General features: G+C 64.1%; 13 protein-coding genes, 1 tRNA gene and 1 pseudogene. 5 read left to right on the forward strand and 10 right to left on the reverse strand.

Annotated elements, in window-relative coordinates; translation table 11 throughout:
* Window positions 1-35 precede the first annotated feature (35 nt).
* From WCE05_RS01660 to trmJ, 4 genes are all read right to left on the reverse strand, one after another.
* Window positions 36-1250: an IscS subfamily cysteine desulfurase gene (locus WCE05_RS01660; RefSeq protein WP_225788608.1), complete on the reverse strand. Its 1215-nt coding sequence runs from the start codon at window positions 1248-1250 to the stop codon at window positions 36-38.
* A 42-nt stretch (window positions 1251-1292) separates the two neighbouring features.
* Window positions 1293-1784 (reverse strand): Fe-S cluster assembly transcriptional regulator IscR, encoded by a 492-nt coding sequence (gene iscR / locus WCE05_RS01665; RefSeq protein WP_253090577.1) that lies wholly within the window; start codon window positions 1782-1784, stop codon window positions 1293-1295.
* Window positions 1785-1951: 167 nt separating this feature from the next.
* Entirely contained in the window at window positions 1952-2737 is a 786-nt protein-coding gene (gene cysE / locus WCE05_RS01670; RefSeq protein ID WP_253080782.1) for a serine O-acetyltransferase, read from the reverse strand.
* Window positions 2738-2741: 4 nt separating this feature from the next.
* Window positions 2742-3512 (reverse strand): tRNA (cytosine(32)/uridine(32)-2'-O)-methyltransferase TrmJ, encoded by a 771-nt coding sequence (trmJ, locus tag WCE05_RS01675; protein ID WP_253080783.1) that lies wholly within the window; start codon window positions 3510-3512, stop codon window positions 2742-2744.
* Window positions 3513-3662: 150 nt separating this feature from the next.
* On the opposite strand from trmJ, the gene suhB reads away from it, so the two are divergent.
* Window positions 3663-4481, forward strand: a complete 819-nt coding sequence (gene suhB / locus WCE05_RS01680) for an inositol monophosphatase family protein (protein ID WP_225788604.1) — start codon at window positions 3663-3665, stop codon at window positions 4479-4481.
* A gap of 145 nt (window positions 4482-4626) precedes the next feature.
* Here suhB and WCE05_RS01685 read toward each other — a convergent pair whose 3' ends face one another.
* The 6 genes and pseudogenes from WCE05_RS01685 to queA form a co-directional block, all read right to left on the reverse strand.
* Entirely contained in the window at window positions 4627-5175 is a 549-nt protein-coding gene (locus WCE05_RS01685) for a glycine zipper 2TM domain-containing protein (RefSeq protein WP_225788603.1), read from the reverse strand.
* A gap of 120 nt (window positions 5176-5295) precedes the next feature.
* Window positions 5296-6204: a protein translocase subunit SecF gene (gene secF, locus WCE05_RS01690; protein WP_225788602.1), complete on the reverse strand. Its 909-nt coding sequence runs from the start codon at window positions 6202-6204 to the stop codon at window positions 5296-5298.
* A gap of 10 nt (window positions 6205-6214) precedes the next feature.
* Entirely contained in the window at window positions 6215-8077 is a 1863-nt protein-coding gene (gene secD, locus WCE05_RS01695; RefSeq protein ID WP_225788601.1) for a protein translocase subunit SecD, read from the reverse strand.
* Window positions 8078-8140: 63 nt separating this feature from the next.
* A complete protein-coding gene (gene yajC / locus WCE05_RS01700; protein ID WP_023382222.1) occupies window positions 8141-8476 on the reverse strand; it encodes a preprotein translocase subunit YajC in 336 nt (111 codons plus the stop codon).
* A 40-nt stretch (window positions 8477-8516) separates the two neighbouring features.
* Window positions 8517-9634, reverse strand: a pseudogene (gene tgt / locus WCE05_RS01705) (tRNA guanosine(34) transglycosylase Tgt).
* A 14-nt stretch (window positions 9635-9648) separates the two neighbouring features.
* On the reverse strand, window positions 9649-10698 hold the full coding sequence (gene queA, locus WCE05_RS01710; RefSeq protein ID WP_368815350.1) for a tRNA preQ1(34) S-adenosylmethionine ribosyltransferase-isomerase QueA: 1050 nt from the start codon (window positions 10696-10698) through the stop codon (window positions 9649-9651).
* Between the two features lie 108 nt (window positions 10699-10806).
* On the opposite strand from queA, the gene WCE05_RS01715 reads away from it, so the two are divergent.
* From WCE05_RS01715 to WCE05_RS01730, 4 genes are all read left to right on the forward strand, one after another.
* Window positions 10807-10891: transfer RNA gene (locus tag WCE05_RS01715), tRNA-Leu, on the forward strand.
* A 355-nt stretch (window positions 10892-11246) separates the two neighbouring features.
* The gene (locus tag WCE05_RS01720) at window positions 11247-11738 is read left to right on the forward strand and encodes a sigma-70 family RNA polymerase sigma factor (RefSeq protein ID WP_253090575.1); all 492 of its coding nucleotides are present in this window, start codon (window positions 11247-11249) and stop codon (window positions 11736-11738) included.
* A gap of 3 nt (window positions 11739-11741) precedes the next feature.
* Window positions 11742-12680, forward strand: coding sequence for a FecR domain-containing protein (locus WCE05_RS01725; RefSeq protein ID WP_368815351.1), 939 nt, complete (start codon window positions 11742-11744; stop codon window positions 12678-12680).
* Between the two features lie 102 nt (window positions 12681-12782).
* On the forward strand, window positions 12783-15194 hold the full coding sequence (locus WCE05_RS01730) for a TonB-dependent siderophore receptor (RefSeq protein WP_368815352.1): 2412 nt from the start codon (window positions 12783-12785) through the stop codon (window positions 15192-15194).
* The last annotated feature ends 5 nt before the right edge of the window (window positions 15195-15199 follow it).

Genomic DNA, 15199 nt, shown 5'->3' on the forward strand with positions numbered 1-15199 from the left:
TTCCTCATCAGGGAGCCGCTCTTGCCGGCGACTGCTTAGTGGGCGGCCCACTCGATCTTGGAGATGTCAACGCCGTCTTTGTACATGTCCCACAGCGGCGACAGCTCACGCAGTTTGTTCACGGCCTCGCAGACCTTCTGCGCGGCGTAGTCGACTTCTTCTTCGGTGGTGAAACGGCCGAAGGTGAAGCGGATCGAGCTGTGTGCCAGCTCGTCGTTGCGGCCCAGGGCGCGCAGCACGTAGGAAGGCTCGAGCGAAGCGGAGGTGCAGGCCGAGCCGGACGATACCGCGATGTCCTTGAGGGCCATCAGCAGCGATTCGCCTTCCACGTAGTTGAAGCTCAGGTTCAGGTTGTGCGGCACGCGGGCGGTGCGGCTGCCATTGACGTACAGCTCTTCCAGGCTCTGGACCTGTTCGAAGAAGCGGTCGCTCAGCGCCTTGATACGGGCGTTCTCGCTGGCCATTTCCTGCTTGGCGATGGCGAAGGCCTCGCCCATGCCGACGATCTGGTGGGTGGCCAGGGTGCCGGAGCGCATGCCGCGCTCATGGCCGCCACCGTGCATGGTGGCTTCCAGGCGCACGCGCGGCTTGCGGCTGACGTACAGCGCGCCGATACCTTTCGGGCCGTAGGTCTTGTGCGCCGAGAAGGACATCAGGTCGACCTTGAGCTTTTGCAGGTCGATCTCGACCTTGCCGGTCGACTGGGCGGCATCGACGTGGAACAGCACGCCGCGGGAGCGGGTCAGCTCACCGATGGCGGCGATGTCGTTGATGGTGCCGATCTCGTTGTTGACGTGCATGACCGAGACCAGGATGGTGTCGTCGCGCAGCGCCGCCTCGACCATGGCCGGGGTGATGATGCCGTCTTCGCCAGGCTCGAGATAGGTGACCTCGAAGCCTTCGCGCTCGAGCTGGCGAGCGGTGTCCAGGACCGCCTTGTGCTCGATCTTGGAGGTGACGATGTGCTTGCCCTTGGTGTGATAGAAGTGCGCGACACCCTTGATGGCCAGGTTGTCGGACTCGGTCGCGCCGCTGGTCCAGACGATTTCCCGCGGGTCGGCATTGACCAGGTCGGCGACCTGGCGGCGAGCGTTCTCGACCGCTTCCTCGGCCTTCCAGCCGAAGACGTGGGAGCGCGAGGCCGGGTTACCGAAGTTCCCGTCGACCAGCAGGCAGTCGGCCATCTTCTGGGCGACGCGGGGATCGACCGGGGTGGTCGCGGAGTAATCGAGGTAGATCGGCAACTTCATTGAGTATCTCCTATCAGGCGGTGGCGTCGCTCGTCGCTACGTTCAGTCGACGGCGGACGTCTCAATCTTGTCCAACTGGGCGTTGCGGCCCGCGACACGGCGCAGGTCCTGGCGCTGGGCGACTTCCTGCACCTCACGGCGCATGACGAGGTCAGCCAGGCTGATGCCGCTGAGGAATTCATGGATCTGCTGGCTGAGGTCGCACCACAAGTGGTGGGTCAGGCAGGTGTCACCGGCGTGGCAATCCCCCAGCCCCTGGCAACGGGTGGCATCGACCGATTCGTTGACCGCATCGATGACCTGGGCCACCTGGATGGTTTCCATGCCCCGCGACAGCTGGTAGCCGCCGCCCGGACCGCGCACGCTGGAAACCAGGCTGCTGCGGCGCAGCTTGGCGAACAGCTGTTCCAGATAAGAGAGGGAAATGCCCTGGCGCTCGGAAATGTCGGCCAAAGACACCGGCCCATGCTGCGCATGCAACGCCAGGTCAAGCATGGCGGTCACGGCATATCGGCCTTTGGTAGTCAGTCGCATGGCTAGTGGATACCACGGGAGTTACAGGATGTGAGCGAGTATGCGATTCCCGAGCATTTAAGTCAACTATTAGACCTACTGCTTTAGTCGGGCTTACATCGGGGAGGCGGGCGCGATTGTAGCAGACAAGGGGCGTGAGCACACGCCCCATCGTCGCTGCGCCGTAATCAATGCGGCTGAGTGTCGCTCTGCGCGGCCGGCTTGACCTCGGTGAAGTCTTCCTCGGGCAACGCCGGCAGCTCCTTGCCGCAATAGTCGCTGCCCAGCTTGGTCAATGCCCCGCACACGCCCTCCAGGCGCTCGTCGACCGCGTGCAGGTGATCGAGCATCTGGCCGATGGCGCGAGCCACCGGGTCGGGCATGTCGCCACTGACACCATAGGCATCGAAGCCGATCTTGTCGGCCATGGCCTTGCGCTTGGCCTCGACCTCGTCGTCCTCGGCCTTGACGATGATCCGCCCGGGGATGCCGACCGCGGTGGCACCGGCCGGCACCGCCTTGGTCACCACCGCGTTGGAACCGATCTTGGCCCCCGCGCCGACGGTGAACGGGCCGAGCACCTTGGCCCCGGCACCGACCACCACGCCGTTCTCCAGGGTCGGGTGGCGCTTGCCCTTGTTCCAGCTGGTGCCGCCCAGGGTCACGCCCTGGTACAGGGTGACGTCGTCGCCGATCTCGGCGGTCTCGCCGATGACGATGCCCATGCCGTGGTCGATGAAGAAGCGCCGGCCGATGGTGGCGCCCGGATGGATCTCGATACCGGTCAGCCAGCGGCCGAAGTTCGACACCAGGCGCGCCAGCCACTTGAAGTCACGCACCCACAGGGCATGACCCAGACGATGCAGCCAGATGGCATGCATGCCCGGGTAGCAGGTCAGTACCTCGAAGGCGTTGCGCGCCGCCGGGTCACGATGGAATACGCTCTGGATATCTTCACGCAGACGTTCGAACATCTTTTTAGTCCTTGCGCTTATGCGGCTCGCCCCTGGCGACCTTCTGGGTCTCGGTGAGGATGCCGCGCAAAATGCTCATTTCCGAACGATTGACCGCGCTGCGCCCATAGAGCCGGCGCAGGCGCGGCATCAGGTGCTTGGGCTTCTCGGGGTCAAGGAAGCCGATGTCCACCAGGGTTTTCTCCAGGTGTTCGTAGAACAGCTCCATCTCGTCCATGGTCGCCAGCTCGCCGCTGCGCAGCGAGTTGGCTTCGAACTTCTCGACCTTCGACGGCGCCCCTTGGGCCACCAGCCAGGCCATGCGCACCTCGTAGGCGAGCACCTGGACGGCAGCGGCAAGGTTCAACGAGCTGAAGTCGGGGTTCGAGGGAATGTGCACGTGAAAGTGACATCGCTGCAGTTCTTCGTTGGTCAGGCCGGCGTGCTCGCGACCGAACACCAGGGCGACTTCCTCGCCGGCGCCGGCCTGCTCCACGACCTTGATCCCGCACTCGCGGGGGTCGAGCAGCGGCCACGGGATACTGCGGTCGCGGGCGCTGGTGCCAAGCACCAGGCTGCAGCCGACCAGCGCCTGCTCGAGGCTGCCCACCACTTGGGCGTTATCCAGCACATCGTCGGCACCGGAGGCACGCGCAGTGGCGTCCACGGCGGGGAAATCCTGTGGCTGGACCAGTACCAGGCGCGACAAGCCCATGTTTTTCATGGCACGAGCAGCGCCGCCGATATTGCCGGGGTGGCTGGTATTGACCAGAACAACACGAATATTTTGCAGCAAGGTATCGAGCTCACAGATACAAGGAAAAGGGGAATCGATCTTACAGAACCGACAGGCGTAACGCCATGAAAGCAAATGTCACCCTTCTGCCGGAACAGTTTTCTGATAGAATGTGCGGCTTTCTTCTTTAACATCCCAGGTGAAACGCCCATGCAGCCTATGCTGAATATCGCGCTGCGCGCCGCTCGCAGCGCCAGTGAACTGATTTTCCGCTCCATCGAACGCCTGGATAGCATCAAGGTCGACGAGAAAGAGGCCAAGGACTACGTCTCCGAGGTCGATCGCGCCGCCGAGCAGAGCATCGTCAACGCCCTGCGCAAGGCCTACCCGAACCACTCCATCCAGGGAGAGGAAACCGGCCTGCACGCCGGCTCCGGCGAAGACGGCAAGGACTACCTGTGGATCATCGATCCGCTGGACGGCACCACCAACTTCCTGCGTGGCGTTCCTCACTTCGCGGTCAGCATCGCCTGCAAGTACCGCGGCCGCCTCGAGCACGCCGTGATCGTCGACCCGGTACGCCAGGAAGAATTCACCGCCAGCCGCGGTCGCGGCGCCCAGCTCAACGGCCGCCGCCTGCGCGTCAGCTCGCGCAGCAGCCTGGAAGGCGCCCTGCTGGGTACCGGTTTCCCGTTCCGTGACAACCAGATCGCCGACCTGGACAACTACCTGGGCATGTTCCGCGCCCTCACCGGCCAGACCGCCGGCATCCGCCGCGCCGGCGCTGCCAGCCTGGACCTGGCCTACGTCGCCGCCGGCCGTTTCGACGCCTTCTGGGAGTCGGGCCTGTCCGAGTGGGACATGGCTGCGGGCGTACTGCTGATCCAGGAAGCGGGCGGCCTGGTGAGCGACTTCAACGGTGGCCACGACTTCCTCGACAAGGGCCATATCGTCGCGGGCAACATCAAGTGCTTCAAGGCGGTGCTGACCGCCATCCAGCCGCACCTGCCCGAGCACATGAAGCGCTAAGCGCGGATTGCAGCCACAAAAAAAAAGCACCCCGCGGACCGCGCGGGGTGCTTTTTTTGTGGCTGCAATTCACAACAGCGTGGGAGCGAGCGTGCCCGCGAACAAGGGTGTAGCCCTTGCTAAAGGGCATCTCCCACAAGGGGAGTTATTGGCCGACCTGGTTGTCACTCAGGACCAGGTTACCGTTCTTGTCCAGCGGGATGGTCGAGCCCGGCTCGTGGTTCATCTTCACCTGGCCGACCTTGTCGCCAATGGAGTACTTAACGTTATAGCCAACCACCTTCTCACTGATGTCGTTAACCGTGTTGCAGCGGGTCTGGGTGGTGGTATAGGTGTCACTGTTCTGCATGTGCTCCTGCACCTTGTTGCCCGCATAGCCACCACCGACCGCACCGGCCACGGTGGCGATCTTCTTGCCCGTGCCACCACCGATCTGGTTACCCAGCAGGCCACCCGCCAGGGCACCGACCACGGTGCCGGCGATCTGGTGCTGGTCCTTGACCGGCGCCTGGCGCGTCACGGTAACGTCCTTGCACACCTCACGCGGCGTCTTCACCTGTTGCTTGATCGGCTGCACGTCCATGACCTGGGCGTACTCAGGCCCCTTGTTCACCAAGCTGTAGGTCGCCACAGCACCTCCGGCGGTCACACCGACAGCACCCAGTACCGCACCCACCAGCATTGATTTGTTCACGCGAACCTCCTGATCGTACCCGCGGGATCTTGCCCGCCTTCTCCCAGCCTTGGAGCGAAAAAAAAGGCGCGAGTTCAACACTCGCGCCCTTCTTTACGCCAAACGGTGTAGGACAACGCCTTACGGACGGTCGTCCACCCCCTCGGCCTTGACCGTCGGGATCAGGTCTTCGCTGCTCAGGTTCAGCCAGATCAACACCACGTTGGCGATGTAGATCGACGAGTAGGTACCCGCCAGGACACCGATGAACAGCGCCAGGGAGAAGCCGAACAGGTTGTCGCCGCCGAAGAACAGCAGCGCGGCCAGGGCCAGCAAGGTCGACACCGAGGTGGCGATGGTCCGCAGCAGGGTCTGGGTGGTCGAGACGTTGATGTTCTCGATCAGCGAGGCCTTGCGCATGACCCGGAAGTTCTCGCGCACGCGGTCGAATACGACGATGGTGTCGTTGAGCGAGTAACCGATGATCGCCAGCACCGCAGCCAGCACCGTCAGGTCGAAGGTGATCTGGAAGAACGACAGGATACCCAGCGTCACCACCACGTCGTGGACCAGCGAGACGATAGCACCGACGGCGAACTTCCACTGGAAGCGGAAGGCCAGGTAGACCAGGATGCCGCCCAGGGCCAGGAGCATGCCCAGGCCGCCCTGGTCACGCAGCTCCTCGCCCACTTGCGGGCCGACGAACTCGACGCGCTTGACCGTCGCCTGGTTGTCGCCGCCAACCTTCTGCAAGGCCGCCGCGACACGGTTGCCCAACTGCGGATCATCGCCCGGCATACGTACCAGCAGGTCGGTGGTGGCACCGAAGCTCTGCACCACGGCCTCCCCGAAGCCCGCCTGGGCCAGCTCGGCACGTACCGTCGTAAGGTCCGCCGGACGCTCGTAGGTCAGCTCGATGAGCGTACCGCCGGTGAAGTCCAGACCGAAGTTCAGGCCCTTCTGCCACCAACTGAACAAGGCCAGCACGGTGAGGAGCAGGGTAATGGCGAACGCAACATTGCGCACGCCCATGAAATTGATGGTTTTCATCGCAGCTCCCTCAAACCCACAGCTTCTTGATGTCACGCCCGCCGCAGGTCAGGTTGACCATGGCGCGGGTCACCATGACGGCGGTGAACATCGAGGTGAAAATCCCGAGGGACATGGTGACCGCGAAGCCCTTGACCGGGCCGGTACCCATGGCGAACAGGATGCCACCGACCAGCAGGCTGGTCAGGTTGGCGTCGATGATCGCGGTGTAGGCACGGTTGAAGCCTTCGTGGATGGCGCGCTGCACCGACATGCCAGCCCTGATTTCCTCGCGGATCCGCGAGAAGATCAGCACGTTGGCGTCCACCGCCATACCCATGGTCAGCACGATACCGGCGATACCCGGCAGGGTCAGCGTCGCACCCAACAGCGACATCAGCGCCAGCAGCAGGACCATGTTGCCCGCCAGGGCGATGGTAGCGATCACGCCGAAGCCACGGTAGATGGCCATGATGAACAGCGAGACGAACAGCATGCCCCACAGGGAGGCATCGATGCCCTTGACGATGTTGTCGGCGCCCAGGCTCGGGCCGATGGTGCGCTCCTCGGCGAAGTACATCGGCGCGGCCAGGCCTCCGGCGCGCAGCAGCAGGGCCAGCTCGGACGACTCGCCCTGGCCGTTCAGGCCGGTGATGCGGAACTGGCTGCCCAGCGGCGACTGGATAGTGGCCAGGCTGATGATCTTCTTCTCTTCCTGGAAGCTCTGTACCGGCACTTCCTTCTCGACGCCATCGACCGTCTGCTTGACATAGCGCGTCACCGGTTTCTGCTCGATGAAGATCACCGCCATGCTGCGACCGACATTGGTGCGGGTGGCGCGGCTCATCAGCTCGCCGCCGTGGCCGTCAAGGCGGATGTTGACCTGCGGGCGGCCCTGCTCGTCGAAGCTGGCCTGGGCATCGGTGACCTGGTCACCGGTGATGATCAAGCCACGCTCGACCGCGGCGGAGCGCCCGCCTTCACGGAACTCGAACACCTCGGTGGTGGCCTTGGAAGCGCCCGGCTCGGCACCGAAGCGGAACTCCAGGTTGGCGGTCTTGCCGAGGATACGCTTGGCCTCGGCGGTGTCCTGCACGCCTGGCAGCTCGACCACGATACGGTTGGCACCCTGGCGCTGGACCAGCGGCTCGGCCACGCCCAGCTCGTTGACCCGGTTGCGCACGGTGGTCAGGTTCTGCTTGATCGAGTATTCGCGGATCTCGGCGACTTTCGCCTGGGTCAGCGCCAGACGCAGCACGGCGAGCTCGTTGCGCTCGGTGGTGGTCAGGTCGAAGTCATTGAAATTCTTGCGGATCAGGCTACGGGCCTGCTCGCGGGTGGCATCGTCGGCGAAGCCCAGCATGATGCCGCCGTCCTGCTGGGGCAGGCTGCGATAGCGGATGCGCTCTTTGCGCAGCAGGGTCTTCACTTCGCCTTCATAGACCTTCAGGCGGGCGTTCATGGCCTTGTCCATGTCCACTTCCAGCAGGAAGTGCACACCACCGGACAGGTCCAGGCCCAGCTTCATCGGGCTGGCGCCCAGGTTGCGCAGCCATTGCGGGGTGGTCTGGGCCAGGTTCAGGGCCACGACGTAATCATCGCCCATCGCCTTGCGCACCACATCCTTGGCCGGCAGCTGATCTTCCTGGTTGACCAGGCGCACCAGCGCGCTGCCCTTCTCGCCCAGGCTGCTGCCCTTGACGGTGATGCCGGCATCGGTCAGGGCCGTGGTGGCGCGGTCCAGGTCGGCCTGGGAGACCTGCAGGGCCGAGCTGGCACCGCTGATCTGCACCGCCGGGTCATCCGGGTAGAGGTTGGGAGCGGAATAAATAAAGCCGATCGCCAGTACCACCAGGATCAGCAGGTATTTCCACAGAGGGTATTTGTTCAGCATCACGCCGCCCGTTCAAGACGCGGGGCGCGTTGCGCGCCCCGACTGGAAAAGAAAAACGATGACTCAGATAGCCTTGAGCGTACCTTTTGGCAGGGTCGCCGCCACGGCGCCCTTCTGGAACTTCAGCTCGACGTTGTCGGAAACTTCCAGGACCACGAAATCATCGGAAACCTTGACGATCTTGCCAGCGATACCGCCGTTGGTGACGACTTCGTCACCTTTTTGCAAGTTGCTCAGCAGGTTCTTCTGCTCTTTGGCACGCTTGGCCTGCGGACGCCAGATCATCAGGTAGAAGATGACCAGGAAACCGACCAGGAAGATCCATTCGAAGCCGGTACCGGCGGGGCCGGCGGCAGGGGCAGCAGCGTCCGCGTAGGCGGCGGGAATCAGAAAGCTCATTGGGCACTCCAGTGACTAAGGTTTTGTTAAGTGCGGACAGTCAGTCCAAGGGCGGCACAGGCAGCCCGCGCTTGGCATAGAAGGCGTCGACAAAGGCGGCCAATTTACCTTGTTGAATAGCCTCGCGTAAACCGGCCATCAAACGCTGGTAATGGCGCAAGTTGTGGATCGTATTCAGCATGCTGCTCAGCATTTCGCCGCACTTGTCCAAGTGATGCAGATAAGCGCGAGAGAAGTTCTTGCAGGTGTAGCAGTCGCAGGTTGGATCCAGTGGCGAATCATCATGGCGATGGAACGCGTTGCGGATCTTGATCACCCCGGTATCGACGAACAGATGGCCGTTGCGCGCGTTGCGCGTGGGCATCACGCAATCGAACATGTCGACGCCGCGGCGCACACCCTCCACAAGATCCTCGGGTTTGCCTACCCCCATAAGGTAACGAGGTTTGTCAGCGGGCATCTGCGCCGGCAGGTAGTCCAGCACCTTGATCATTTCGTGCTTGGGCTCCCCCACCGACAGGCCGCCGATCGCCAGGCCGTCGAAACCGATGTTTTCCAGGGCCTCCAGCGAACGCGCATGCGCAGGTCCTGGTACATGCCGCCCTGGACGATGCCGAACAGCGCCGCGGTATTGTCGGCATGGGCGTTCTTCGAGCGCTGGGCCCAGCGCAGCGACAGCTCCATGGAGGCTTGCGCCACGTCGTGCTCGGCCGGGTACGGCGTGCACTCGTCGAAGATCATCACGATGTCCGAGCCCAAGTCGCGTTGGACCTGCATGGATTCCTCCGGCCCCATGAACACCTTGGAACCGTCCACCGGCGAGGCGAAGGTCACGCCCTCTTCCTTGATCTTGCGCATGGCGCCCAGGCTGAACACCTGGAAGCCGCCGGAGTCGGTGAGGATCGGGCCTTTCCATTGCATGAAGTCGTGCAGGCTGCCGTGCTTCTTGATCACCTCGGTACCCGGGCGCAGCCACAGGTGGAAGGTATTGCCAAGGATGATCTCGGCGCCGATGGCCTCGATATCGCGTGGCAGCATGCCCTTGACCGTGCCATAGGTGCCCACCGGCATGAACGCCGGGGTTTCCACCGTGCCACGGGGGAAGGTCAGGCGACCGCGACGGGCCTTGCCGTCGGTGGCCAGCAGTTCGAAGGACATTCGACAGGTGCGACTCATGCTTGATCCTCGGGGCCGCGTGGCGCCGGATTGCGGGTGATGAACATGGCATCACCGTAACTGAAGAAGCGGTACTCCTGCTCGACCGCCGCCGCGTAGGCAGCCATGGTCTCGGGGTAGCCGGCGAAGGCCGAGACCAGCATCAGCAGCGTGGACTCCGGCAGGTGGAAATTGGTGACCAGGGCATCGACCACATGGAACGGCCGGCCCGGGTAGATGAAGATGTCGGTGTCGCCACTGAAGGCTTTCAGCTGGCCATCACGCGCCGCGCTCTCCAGCGAGCGCACGCTGGTGGTCCCCACCGCGATCACCCGACCGCCACGGGCACGGCAGGCCTCGACGGCGTCCACCACCGCCTGGCTGACTTCCAGCCACTCCTTGTGCATGTGGTGGTCCTCGATCTTGTCGACGCGCACCGGCTGGAAGGTCCCGGCCCCCACGTGCAGGGTGACGAAGGCGCATGCCACGCCCTTGTCGGCGATCTTCTCCAGCAGCGACTCGTCGAAGTGCAGCCCCGCCGTGGGCGCTGCCACCGCGCCGGCACGTTCGGCGTAGACGGTCTGGTAGCGCTCGCGGTCGGCGCCTTCGTCGGGCCGGTCGATATAAGGCGGCAGCGGCATGTGCCCTACCCGCTCCAGCAGCGGCAGCACGTCCTCGCTGAACCGCAGCTCGAACAGCGTCTCGTGGCGCGCGACCATCTCGGCCTCGCCGCCGCCGTCGATGAGGATTTGCGTACCCGGCTTGGGCGCCTTGCTGGCGCGTACGTGGGCGAGCACGCGGTGGTTGTCCAGCACGCGCTCGACCAGCACCTCCAGCTTGCCACCGGAGGTCTTCTGGCCGAACAGCCGCGCCGGGATCACCCGGGTATTGTTGAACACCATCAGGTCGCCCGGGCGCAGGTATTCGAGCAGGTCGGTGAAGCGCCGGTGCGAAAGCGCCCCGCTCGGCCCGTCGAGGACCAGCAGACGGCTGCCATGGCGCTCGGCCAGGGGGTGGCGGGCGATCAGGGAATCGGGGAGTTCGAAGGAAAAATCGGCGACGCGCATGATGGTGTTCGGTTCGACAGGGCCGGAAAGTTTAGCCCAACGCGCGAAAATTGACCATGAAACCCGATTGACCGACCCTCGACGCCTCTCTATACTGCGGCGCCACAAGCCCTGATGGCGGAATTGGTAGACGCGGCGGATTCAAAATCCGTTTTCGAAAGGAGTGGGAGTTCGAGTCTCCCTCGGGGCACCAAGATCCGAAAGAACCGACCTTATGGTCGGTTTTTTTATGCCTGGAATTCTGGATGCCAATCCGACCGTTCCAGCACGCCGCAGGTGATTCCGATAGACAAGGCATTATTTCCCACTTCAGCGCTCTGCCTGTGGGAGCGGCCTTGTGTCGCGATTGGGGCGCACAACGCCCCTACACCGCCTTCCAACGCGATCAACGATCTCGTTTCGCACATCCATGCAGCCTCCGCATACGCCCAATGCAGCGATTGCAGTGCCCCGTTGACGAGGCACAAGCGGAACAACGAAAAAGCCCCTTGTTCTGAACAAACACATAAGCCAACATTACAGAGAATCATTCTCATGAAGAGCCGATCATGCCCTCCGCCACCCTGCACCAGCTCTACCAGACCCACAACGGCTGGCTGAACACCTGGCTCCGCGCACGCCTGGGCAACTCCAGCGATGCCGCCGACCTGGCGCAGGACACTTTCATGCGCGTGCTGGCCGCTCGCAACGTCGAGGCCATCCGCGAACCGCGCACCTACCTCAGCTCCATCGCCCGCGCCTTGATGATCGATCGCTTCCGCCGCCGTGCCGTGGAACAGGCCTACCTCGACGCCCTGGCCCTGCGCCCGGAGCCGCTGGACATCTCCCCGGAAACGCGCCTGCTGATCCTCGAAACCCTCACCGCCGTGGATGCCATGCTCGACGGCCTGGGCGATCGCACCCGTACGGTATTCCTGGCGGTGCAACTGGAAGGCCTGAGCTACGTGGCCACGGCGCAGCGCCTGAACGTGTCGGTGACCACGGTGAAGAAGCACATGATCCGCGCCATGACCCAGTGCCTGCTGCTGGTGGAAGACTGAGCGATGCTGGAGCGCAAGGTGCTGGAGGCCGCGGCCACCTGGTACGTGCAGCTCAATGCCGCGCCGCCAGGCCAGGCCGATCATGCTGGCTGGCAAGCGTGGCTGGAGCAGGACGAGCGCCACGCCAGGGCCTGGGCACGATTAGAAAAATTGCAACGCCAGCTCGACACACTCCCCGGCGAGATCGCCCTGCCGGCCCTGGCCGGTGTCCGCACAAGGCGCCGGGCGGTGGCCAAGGTGCTGGGGCTGTTGCTGGCCGCTGGCGCCACGGGCTGGGGCTTGCAGGTGATCGAGCCGTTGTCGTCACGGCTGGCGCAGTACCGTACCCACAAGGGCGAGCGGCGCCATGTGCACCTGGCCGATGGCGGGCGGCTGGAGATCAACACCAACAGCGCCCTGGACGTTCTCTATGGCGCGACCCTGCGCGAGGTACGCCTGCACCACGGCGAAGTCCTCATCCAGACGGCAGCCGATACGGCGCAGCGGCCCTTCATCGTGCATACCCCACAGGGCAGCATCCGCGCCCTGGGCACGCGCTTCAGCGTACGCAGCGAAGGCCAGCGCTGCCTGGTCCAGGTCACGGCGCATGCGGTCGAACTGCGTCCGGCACAGTCCCCCAGCCGCCTGCTGCGACTGGAAGCCGGCCAACAGGCCTGGTTCGACGATCATCGCCTGGATGTGCCAAGCCCCCTGCCCGACGATAGCGATGCCTGGGTGCGCGGCATGCTGATGGTGGTGGACTGGCGCCTGCGCGACCTGGTCGTCGAACTCGGCCGCTACCGCCCGGGCTTGCTGGCCTGCAGCGACGCCGTCGCCGACCTGCGCGTCTCCGGCGCCTTCCGCCTGGACGATAGCGATCGCATCCTGGAAAACCTGGCCACATCACTGCCGATCCGGGTGCGTTACCTGACCCGCTACTGGGTGCGCATCGAGACCGCATGAAAAATTTCCTGCAAAGGGTTGCCGATTTTCATTCTCATTCGGCCAAGCACTGAAGCGGCGACAACTGCCGCACCTTTGCCACGCCAACCCTAGGAAAACACGATGCCCCGTCTTGCCCTGGCCCATGCCATCCACCTGGCCTTGTTTGGCCTGATCGCCACGCCCTTGATCCCCACGGCCTACGCTGCCGAGCAGAACCAGGCCCGTCATTTCGAGATCGAGCCGGGCCCACTGGGTTCCGCCCTGAGCCAGTTCGCCAGCCATGCGGGGGTGAACCTGTCGTTCGCCAGCGAGCAGACCCAAGGCCTGACCTCGCCCGGCCTGCGTGGCCACTACTCGGTGGAGGATGGCCTGGCCCATCTGCTGGCCGGCAGTGGCCTGCAGGCGCGGCGCCAGAGCAATGGCGGCTACGTGCTGATGCCGGTTTCGGCACCGGGAGAAACCGCCCTGGAGCTGACCGCCCTGAGCATCTCCGGCAAGGCGCCGGGCTCGACCACCGAGGGCTCGGGCTCCTACACCACCGAGTCGTCGAGCAGCTCGACCCGCCTGAACCTGTCGCTCAAGGAAACCCCACAATCGGTCACCGTGCTGACCCGCCAGCGCCTGGAAGACCAGAAGCTCGACAACCTCACCGACGCCCTCGACGCCACCACCGGCATCACCGTGGTACGCGAAAGCATTGGCGGCGACAGCACCACCTACCTGTCGCGCGGCTTCCCGATCAACAACTTCGAGATCGACGGCGTACCCACCTCGTCGCGCATGGACAACTACACCCAGAACACCGCCATGTACGACCGAGTCGAAGTGGTGCGCGGTGCCACCGGCCTGATCAGCGGGCTGGGCAACCCGTCGGCGACCATCAACCTGATCCGCAAGCGCCCCACCGTGGATCCACAGGTCCTGCTGTCGGCCGAAGCCGGTAGCTGGGACCGCTACGGCCTGAGCGTGGATGTGGGCGGCGCGCTGAACGACAGCGGCAACGTGCGTGGCCGCTTCGTCGCCGACCAGAAGGACCAGCATGCCTGGATCGACCGCTTCAACCAGGAGCTGTCGACCCTCTATGGCATCACCGAACTCGACCTGAGCGACTCGACCCTGCTGACACTGGGCTTCAGCCACCAGGTCACCCACGCCAACGCGCCGATGCGCACGGGCTTTCCGCTGTTCACCACCGACGGCGACCTGACCGACATCCGCCGCTCGTTCAACCCCTCGCCCGACTGGACCTACTACGACCGCAAGCAGAGCACACTTTTCGCCTCGGTCGAGCAACACTTCGCCAACGGCTGGAGCGGCAAGCTGGAATACAGCCACGCCCGCAATGACTACGACAGCGTGGTCACCTACATGAGCGGCGAAATCGACAAGGCCACCGGTGCCGGGGCCTACATCATGCCGACCCGCTGGAAGGCCACGCCCGAGCAGGACAACCTCGACGCCTACATGACCGGCACCCTCCCTTTGTTCGGCCGTGAACACGAACTGATCACCGGCGTCACCCTGTCACGCATCGAGGAGCGCGGCACCGCCAACTATGGCGGCTGGCAGCGCCCAGGGTCCGGCTACCAGGGCACCATCGACAACATCTATACCTGGGACGGCCATGCGCCCAAACCGGTCTTCAACAAGATCGGCGAAAACGACCTGACCGAAACCCAGTACGGCGCCTACCTGACGTCGCGCTGGCACCTGAGCGATGCCGCCAGCCTCATCGTCGGCGCGCGGGTAGTGGACTGGAACCGCGAGAACAAGAGCCGTCTCTATGCCGGTTCGAGCAGCAAGAGCGAGCGCACCGAGACCGGCATCGTCATCCCCTATGCGGGCTTCGTCTATGACCTGGACGACACCTGGACCGCCTATGCCAGCTACACGCAGATCTTCAACCCACAGTCGTCGAACATCCGCGACGTCAATGGCACCCCCCTCGATCCCCTGGAGGGCACGGGCTACGAACTGGGCTTGAAGGCAGGCTTCTACGAAGGCCGGCTCAATGCCAGCCTGGCGCTGTTCCGGGTCGAGCAAGACAACCTCGCGGTGGCCGACGGTGACCGCCTGCAACCCAATGGCTACCAGGCCTACAAGGCCGAGAGCGGCACCACCAGCGAAGGCGTGGAGCTGGAGGTCAATGGTGAACTCGCCGACGGCTGGCAGATCACCGGCGGCTACTCCTACAGCGTCAGCTTCAACGATGACGACCATCGCATCGTCACCGAGATCCCGCGCAACAGCGTCAAGCTGTTCACCACCTACCGCCTGCCCGGTGCGCTGGACAAGCTGACCGTCGGCGGCGGGGTGAACTGGCAGAGCGAGACCGGCTACGACCTGAGCTACGCCACCACCCAGAGCAGCTATGCCCTGGCCAACCTGATGGCGCGCTATCAGATCACCCCGTCGCTGTCGGCCACGCTCAACGTCAACAACCTGTTCGACAAGGAGTACTACACCACCACCGCCGCCGGGCTGTATGGCGCGCCGCGCAACTTCATGACGACGTTGCGCTACGCCTACTGAGGTAC

It is taken from the genome of Pseudomonas sp. I2, assembly GCF_040984075.1.
GTDB classification, from domain to species: Bacteria; Pseudomonadota; Gammaproteobacteria; order Pseudomonadales; family Pseudomonadaceae; genus Aquipseudomonas; species Aquipseudomonas guariconensis_B.

Excerpts from the sequence above, each read along its gene's own strand:
- suhB (WP_225788604.1), top strand. The coding sequence starts at position 3,663 with ATGCAGCCTATGCTGAATATCGCGCTGCGCGCCGCTCGCAGCGCCAGT.
- queA (WP_368815350.1), bottom strand. The coding sequence starts at position 10,698 with ATGCGCGTCGCCGATTTTTCCTTCGAACTCCCCGATTCCCTGATCGCC.
- cysE (WP_253080782.1), bottom strand. The coding sequence starts at position 2,737 with ATGTTCGAACGTCTGCGTGAAGATATCCAGAGCGTATTCCATCGTGAC.
- iscR (WP_253090577.1), bottom strand. The coding sequence starts at position 1,784 with ATGCGACTGACTACCAAAGGCCGATATGCCGTGACCGCCATGCTTGAC.
- WCE05_RS01725 (WP_368815351.1), top strand. The coding sequence starts at position 11,742 with ATGCTGGAGCGCAAGGTGCTGGAGGCCGCGGCCACCTGGTACGTGCAG.
- yajC (WP_023382222.1), bottom strand. The coding sequence starts at position 8,476 with ATGAGCTTTCTGATTCCCGCCGCCTACGCGGACGCTGCTGCCCCTGCC.
- WCE05_RS01660 (WP_225788608.1), bottom strand. The coding sequence starts at position 1,250 with ATGAAGTTGCCGATCTACCTCGATTACTCCGCGACCACCCCGGTCGAT.
- WCE05_RS01730 (WP_368815352.1), top strand. The coding sequence starts at position 12,783 with ATGCCCCGTCTTGCCCTGGCCCATGCCATCCACCTGGCCTTGTTTGGC.
- secD (WP_225788601.1), bottom strand. The coding sequence starts at position 8,077 with ATGCTGAACAAATACCCTCTGTGGAAATACCTGCTGATCCTGGTGGTA.
- WCE05_RS01720 (WP_253090575.1), top strand. The coding sequence starts at position 11,247 with ATGCCCTCCGCCACCCTGCACCAGCTCTACCAGACCCACAACGGCTGG.
- secF (WP_225788602.1), bottom strand. The coding sequence starts at position 6,204 with ATGAAAACCATCAATTTCATGGGCGTGCGCAATGTTGCGTTCGCCATT.